Below are 7,850 nucleotides of genomic sequence, written 5' to 3'. Positions count from 1 at the left end.
TTTAGCACACACAAGCATCTTGTTAACTAATTTAAAATAGATTTATTCTATTTTAAGCAATGTAGCATACTTTCTTTTTGACATAATTCCATAGTTCTACTAGAACTATGATAATAATTTAATTGATGCTGAAACACATTATACACACATCTATTTTTACTTATAAATCAAACGCTTATGTCTAAAAAATTGAAATTTCCAAGCTTGATTTTGCTTGCCGGTGCATTAGCAACTCCGACAGGAGTCTACGCCGACGTATTGCCCGACAGGCAAAGTGTAAACATTTCCCAACAGAGTGGGAAAGTAACCGGAGTCGTAGAAGACGCATTAGGTCCGGTAATTGGAGCTTCTGTGGTAATCAAAGGCACCACTAATGGTATTATGACTGATCTTGACGGTAAATTTACACTGGATAACGTCAAAAAAGGTCAAGTCCTGCAAATTTCTTTTGTCGGATACAAAACAAAAGAAATCGCCTACACGGGACAAACGACAATGAAAATTCTTCTGGAGGAAGATTCACAAGCTCTGGATGAAGTTGTGGTAACAGCCCTGGGTATGTCGCGTGACAAAAAATCACTGGGTTACGCCATGACAGAACTGAAAGGTGATGAAATCGCCAAAGTAAACTCTCCTAACCCGATCAATGGTTTGCAAGGTAAAGTTGCCGGTGTACAAATTAACATGGGTAACTCCGGTCCGCAATCTTCACAACGCATCATCATCCGTGGTAACACATCATTGGGCGGTAACAACCAGCCTATATTCGTTATCGACGGTATTATCATCGACAATGAAGTAACAAAAACGGGAGCAGGACAAGACTGGGGTAATGACCTGAAGAACCTGAATGCCGATGACTTCGAATCAATGTCCGTATTGAAAGGTGCTGCCGCAACCGCTTTGTACGGTTCACGTGCCTCCAACGGTGTGATCCTGATCACAACCAAAAAAGGTCGCAAAGGAGAAGGTATAGGCGTTTCCGTTTCACATACGCAGCAGTGGGAAAATATCTATGCCACCCCCGACTTGCAGAACGAATTCGGTTCGGGTTCATCGCCGGTATGGGCATTGAATGACGACGGGTCTGAAAACCGATACACCTCGGCCGGCCGTAGCTTCGGACCTCGTTTCGACGGCAAGCCGTTTTATGTAGACGGACAGGAAATGGTCTATTCCGCCAAAGACAATAACCTGAAGAACCTTTACCAGACAGGGCATTACATGAATACCAACGTGGCCCTGCAAGGTGGTTCCGAAAAAAGCGCTTTCCGTTTTTCTTATTCGAATTTGCAATCGGAAGGTCTGACATTCAATAACGAATTCAATCGTAATTCATTCAGCTTAAACGCATCGCATGATATCAGCTCCCGCCTGAAAGCGGAAGGAGGATTCTCGTACATCGAATCGACGGCACAGAACCCGACTGTACAGGGCGGCGCAGGCTCTCCGATCTACGACTTCATGTACAGCATCGCCCGTGAATATGATACGGACTACTGGCTGAATAACAAAAATTATATCAGTCCGGCCGGCGACGGTTATAACTCACAGGACCCGTATGGTTATTCCAAAACGATTTATGACTATCTGGAAAACATCTATACACAGGACGAAATGAGTGTACGTGCATACCTCAACCTGGATTTGAAGCTATTGGATTGGTTGTCTTTGAAAGTGAAAGGCGATATCTATAAACTCTATACCACCAACGAATCGAAAGTAATGGCTACAGGTGCCAGTAACTACGACGGTGCTGCTTACAAGATTCATGAAAACAAGAAAGACCAGTACAAAATTACCGGTATGATTACAGCCAACCATTCGTTCGACGACTTCAATATCAGCGGTAGCGTGGCTGTTGAACAATGGGATACGAAGAGCGGCTATCATAAAACCGACTCAAAGAACGGTTTGCGCGTGCCCGGCTTGTTCGACATGACAAACTCGGTCGAAAGAGCGACCACCGAAGTAAGATACAATACTAGCAGAAAGCGTATCAACTCTATCTATGCTTTTGCCAACATGGACTATAAAGGTGTTTACTTCCTGGATATTACCGGACGTAACGACTGGTCGTCTGCCCTGATCTACGAAAACGGAACGGGACATACCTCTTACTTCTACCCCTCTGTAGGTGCTTCCTGGTTGTTTGCCGAAGGCCTGCGCGATGCAATTCCCGAATTTATCTCTTTCGGTAAACTGAGAGCATCTTACGCTATCGTTGGTAATGACTGTGCTCCTTACCTGACAACAGGTACCGGCTATTATGCATTCGATAATACGTTCGACAACCAGATCAACGGCGGTACGTATCCGTATTATAAATTTGACAAAGATGAATTGCCCAACCTGAATCTGAAGCCGGAGAAACAGCATTCAATCGAGATCGGTCTGGATATGCGTTTCCTGAAAAACCGTCTCGGCTTCGACTTTGCGTGGTATAAGACAAATACGAAGAACCAGATCCTGGCATTGCCGATCGCCTCTGAATCCGGTGTTTCAAAACGTTGGATCAATGCCGGTGATATCCAGAATAAAGGTATCGAGTTATTGATCACCGGTACTCCGATCGAAACGAAGGACTGGCGTTGGGACTTGTCTTTCAACCTGACACGCAACAGGAACAAGATCGTTTCTTTGTTTGAAGGCGTTGAGAAATATCAACTAGTAGGAGGAGGTACAGATACACAGGCATGGGCTACCGTAGGTGGTGCTTATGGCGACATCTATACATCTTATGCTTATACACTCAATGATAAAGGAGAAAAGCTGTTGAATGCAGACGGTTCTTATCCGCGTTCGAATAAAAGCGAAAAAATCGGTTCTTTGCAACCGAAGTTCTTGTGGGGTGCCAATACATCGGTAAGCTGGAAAGGCATCACGTTGAATGCCGTCATCGATGCCCGTTTTGGTGGAGACATCTTCTCGGCAAGTTATTACTATGGAATGAACTCCGGTAACATCAAGTCTTCACTGGCCGGTCGCGACACACAATACGGCGGGCTGCCCCGTACATTAACCGACGGAAGAACCGTTAACGACGGTGTCATTCCGGAAGGCGTATTTATGCCCGGCACAGAGATTAAAGGGGTAGACGTTTCCGGCATGAGTTATCAGGCAGCTTACGAGCAAGGCTTGGTCGATCCGCTGTCGGCTTACAAATATTACGACAATGTGTACAGCTGGTCAGGCGGTATACGTTCGGAAGGTATCCACAAATGTTCCTGGGTCGCCTTGCGCGAACTTTCAGTACAGTGGCAGTTACCTAAAAAATGGGTGAACAAAGCCTACATCCAGAATGCAAGCGTCGGCCTGATGGCACGTAACCTGGGATTCCTGTATAACAGTCTGCCGGACAATATCCACCCGGAAGGATTGAACACATCTTACAGTTCTGAATACATGGAAAGTGGTGGTGCCGTGTTCTCACGCAACATTGGTTTCAGCGTGAATGTTTCGTTCTAATAACTTATATACAATAAAACAAGATGAAAAAAATTAAATATTATATTTTCGGAGCATTGGCTTCCATGGTTGCACTGACCTCCTGCGATGCCGATTTCGTCGAAATCAACAAGAATCCTGATACAGTCTACGAGGTTGACCCGGAAGTATTCCTCTATCAGATTGAAAATGTAATGTGCAACGCCGGCGAAACATGGGCCGATTCATACGCTTGCCGCCTGAGATGGATGCAGTATTGTGCCGGAATCTGGGGATATAGCACAACCAACTTCACCGAATGTGCCGGTTGGGCCGGAACATTATACAGCAACTATGTAAATGCCGGTAAGTATGCCCGCCATATTCCTTATTACGTTAAGACCAATATGCCGGAACAGGAAGCAGCTTACAGCGACTTGACCGAGGTAGCCCGCATCCTCTTGATTACAAAAGGTATCCAGGCTTCCGACACATATGGTTCTTTGGTATACACCGACGGTTGGGGTACACGCAACGGCAACGTGGAAATTCTTGAACCGGCTTTCCAAACCCAGGAAGAGTTGTTTACGATCTGGAACCAGGAGCTGAAAGAAGCTGCCAATAAGCTGGCAACGTCTACCAATCAGGTAACTTTCAAAAATTATGACCTGGCTTATAGCGGCGATATGTCGAAATGGGTGAAGGCAGCCAATGCCGTTCGTCTGCGTATTGCCTTGAGATTGTTGAAACAAAAACCGGAAGAAGCGAAAGCCATTGCTCGCGAAGTACTGTCTTCGGGTAACATATTCAGTAGCATCGACGATAGCTTTATCCTTTATTTCGATAATTACTGGACCACATTGGGAGACTGGCACTCTGTGATTGACATGGACCGTGCATCTTCTGCATTCATGGCTTACTTACTGAAATATAACGACCCGAGAAAACGCCTGTTTTTCCAGATCAACAATTTGACTCCGGAGAATGTAGCCGAGTTCAATGCCAAAGAAACAACAACTCCTGCGCAAGTCATACCGACCCATCTGGGACGTTGGTGCGGTGGTAGCGTAAGCTATGATAAATGGGCTACTGACTCTTGCCGTACATCACGTTATCTGGACGACATCGACATGCGTCCGATGAACAGACCTCAGACTCGTCTGTGGAAAGGTGCACAAGACAACGGTAGTGCCGGCGGCTGGATTCCTCTGGTAACATATGCTGATTTCTGTTTCATGGCTTCCGAATTTACACTGGAAGGCGTAGCCAACAGCAAAACGGCTCAGGAATGGTATGAGGAAGGTGTAAAATCATCTTTGAGACAATGGAGTAAAATTGCAGATTATTGTAAAATCAACGATTACGAAGCTGTCACAGAAGCTGAAATCGACGCTTTCCTGGCACAGGATGGTATTGCCTGGAACAGCGCCATGGCCAAAGAGCAGATTTACTGCCAGACTTGGGTAGAACATTTCAAAAACAACAATGAATCATGGGCTATGTACAAACGTACCAATTATCCGAGTACAACATCCACGTTGGTTACTTGGGAACCGATCAATGTATACGGAGAATTGCAGCAAGTACCGCGCCGTAAAAAATTCACCATGCCGGCTGAAGGTTCTGCCAACTATGCAAATCAGGTAAAACGCCTTGAAGACATGCAAAAAGAATCAAACTTCGGTCGTTTGGACAGCGAGTTCGGCCGTATCTGGTGGGACAAAGAATAAACCCAAAACTAATTTTTCAATATAATTTTTGATGGTGAAGGGTGGCCGTGACGGTCACCCTTCTTTGTATGTATTAACGAATAAGCCGCTGGAAATGCTGTAACTTACAGAAAAAATCATTTACTTTGCAGGTTGATAATAATTACATATAGTTATGGCACAAGAAGATGTTTTCAAGAAATTAGTTTCACACTGTAAAGAATACGGATTTGTATTTCCCTCTTCAGAAATATACGACGGTTTGGGAGCAGTATATGATTACGGACAGTATGGCGTAGAGCTGAAAAACAATATAAAGAAATACTGGTGGGACAGCATGACGCTGCTTCATGAAAATGTGGTAGGTCTCGACTCCGCTATTTTTATGCATCCGACCATCTGGAAAGCATCCGGCCATGTGGACGCGTTCAACGACCCTTTGATCGACAACAAGGATTCAAAGAAACGGTATCGCGCCGACGTACTGATCGAAGATTACCTGGCTAAGATCGACGAGAAAATACAGAAAGAAGTAGACAAGGCCGCTAAAAAATTCGGCGAAGCATTCGATGAAGCACAATTCCGTGCAACCAACGGCCGCGTATTGGAACACCAGGCTAAACGCGACGAGATACATACCCGTTTCGCTAAAGCACTGAACGATTCCAACTTCGAAGACCTCCGTCAGATCATTATCGACTGCGAAATAGCATGTCCGATCTCCGGAACACGCAACTGGACGGAAGTTCGCCAGTTCAACCTGATGTTCTCCACAGAAATGGGTTCTACTGCCGATGGCGCTTCCAAGATATATCTGCGTCCGGAAACGGCACAGGGTATTTTCGTTAACTTCCTCAACGTACAGAAGACCGGCCGTATGAAGATTCCTTTCGGTATCGCCCAGATCGGTAAAGCGTTCCGTAACGAGATCGTTGCCCGTCAATTTATCTTCCGTATGCGTGAGTTCGAACAGATGGAAATGCAGTTCTTTGTTCGTCCGGGCGAAGAAATGGAATGGTTCAAGATGTGGAAGTCTACCCGCTTGAAATGGCATAAGGCTATGGGATTAGGTGATGAAAAATATCGTTACCACGATCACGAAAAACTCGCCCACTATGCCAATGCCGCTACCGACATCGAATATGAAATGCCGTTCGGTTTCAAGGAAGTGGAAGGTATCCATAGCCGTACAGACTTCGACCTGAGCCAGCACGAAAAGTTCTCAGGAAAGAAAATACAATATTTCGATCCGGAATTAAATAAAAGCTATACTCCGTACGTTATTGAAACATCTATCGGTGTTGACCGCGTATTCCTGAGCGTTATGGCAGGTTCATACTGCGAAGAGACTCTCGAAAACGGTGAAACACGCGTTGTTTTGAAATTGCCGGCAGCCCTGGCTCCTATCAAACTCGCCGTATTGCCGCTGGTGAAAAAAGACGGGCTTCCTGAAAAGGCTGAAGAGATCGTCAACATGCTGAAGTTCGACTTCCGTTGCCAGTATGATGAAAAAGACTCTATCGGTAAACGTTACCGCCGTCAGGATGCTATTGGAACTCCGTACTGTATTACAGTTGACCATGATACTTTGAAGGATAATTGTGTAACGATCCGTTTCCGCGACACGATGGAACAGGAACGTGTAAGCATCGACAAGCTACACGACATTATCTCTGAAAAGGTAAGCCTGAAGACTTTATTAAAAAAGATAACTGAATAATTAAATGAAGAAGTACCTGCAATTCGCGTTGATGATTTTTTGTATGTCTGCCGTCTTTACTTCCTGTAAAGATGACGATGATAGTGATGATGTAGCCGTTGAAGCCTACAAGCTGGAAAACGAACAGGCTTTCGCGGCGAAGGCTAATGACCCGGATTTCTTTAAGGTAAGCATACAGGGAGCCGGTGATGATTTCATTTATGCTAAAAGGCTCAAGGAAGCAGATAAGCCTGAAATTCCAATCTATTACAACAGTCGTGTCACTGTTTATTACAAAGGATGGTTCCCCAATAGTGAGGACGGTGAATATTTCGACAAAAAAGAATTAGAAGACGGATCACCTTCCGAATGGGCAGTCAGTACAGCCTCTTCAAACTACAATAGTTACTATGGAACAGGAATTCCCAGTCCCATATCAGGATGGACTATCGCTCTACAAAATATGAAAGTAGGCGAGAAATGGGAAGTCTGGATTCCTCAAAGACTAGGTTATGGTTCGGTTGACAAAAAAGACAGCGCCGGGAATGTTACTATCCCTGCCTACTCTACTTTAGTTTTCGAAATTGAAGTAATAGAACGGACAGCCGAAGTTGCCGGTACAACTTAATCCGTTCTTATATAAAAGAAAAGGGAACATCAATCGACCTGATGTTCCCTTTTTTATTGTTTGTTAGTTTGATATAATAAGGCTCGCATAAAGCAAACCCCTATAAACAATTAAAGCCTGTCTCACGACAAGCCCTAACCAAACTTTGTTAACCTTAAATCTAATACTATTATGAAAAAACCACAGTACAAAGATAAGGCTGTAGAGGCCTTTTGTCAAGCCTTTTCAGACTAATAAACGTTAAGCAAAACACTCATTCCAGTCAAATTTTGTTATCGAACACAAAACTATATAGATTACAATCAAATTCTACTAAAATTAACAGTTGGAGAGTAACTTTTCCCCTCTTGAGAGGGGGCAGGGGGTGTGTTATAGTTACGCCTAAAAC

At 44.5% G+C, this 7,850-nt stretch carries 4 protein-coding genes; all 4 read left to right on the top strand.

Going from position 1 to position 7,850, the window contains the following annotated elements:
* The first annotated feature begins 177 nt into the window (after positions 1-177).
* Positions 178-3,468 (top strand): SusC/RagA family TonB-linked outer membrane protein, encoded by a 3,291-nt coding sequence (locus DXA15_RS23885; protein WP_128135701.1) that lies wholly within the window; start codon positions 178-180, stop codon positions 3,466-3,468.
* Between the two features lie 23 nt (positions 3,469-3,491).
* Positions 3,492-5,156, top strand: a complete 1,665-nt coding sequence (locus tag DXA15_RS23880; RefSeq protein WP_128135700.1) for a SusD/RagB family nutrient-binding outer membrane lipoprotein — start codon at positions 3,492-3,494, stop codon at positions 5,154-5,156.
* Between the two features lie 154 nt (positions 5,157-5,310).
* A complete protein-coding gene (locus DXA15_RS23875) occupies positions 5,311-6,855 on the top strand; it encodes a glycine--tRNA ligase (protein WP_128135699.1) in 1,545 nt (514 codons plus the stop codon).
* Between the two features lie 4 nt (positions 6,856-6,859).
* Complete coding sequence (locus DXA15_RS23870; protein WP_128135698.1) at positions 6,860-7,462, top strand: FKBP-type peptidyl-prolyl cis-trans isomerase; 603 nt, start codon at positions 6,860-6,862, stop codon at positions 7,460-7,462.
* Positions 7,463-7,850: the final 388 nt, after the last annotated feature.

This window comes from Parabacteroides sp. AM58-2XD, from assembly GCF_003463685.1.
GTDB lineage: Bacteria > Bacteroidota > Bacteroidia > Bacteroidales > Tannerellaceae > Parabacteroides > Parabacteroides segnis.
The sequence above is the reverse complement of the archived record's forward strand: the minus strand, read 5'-3'. Positions and strand labels throughout refer to the sequence as shown.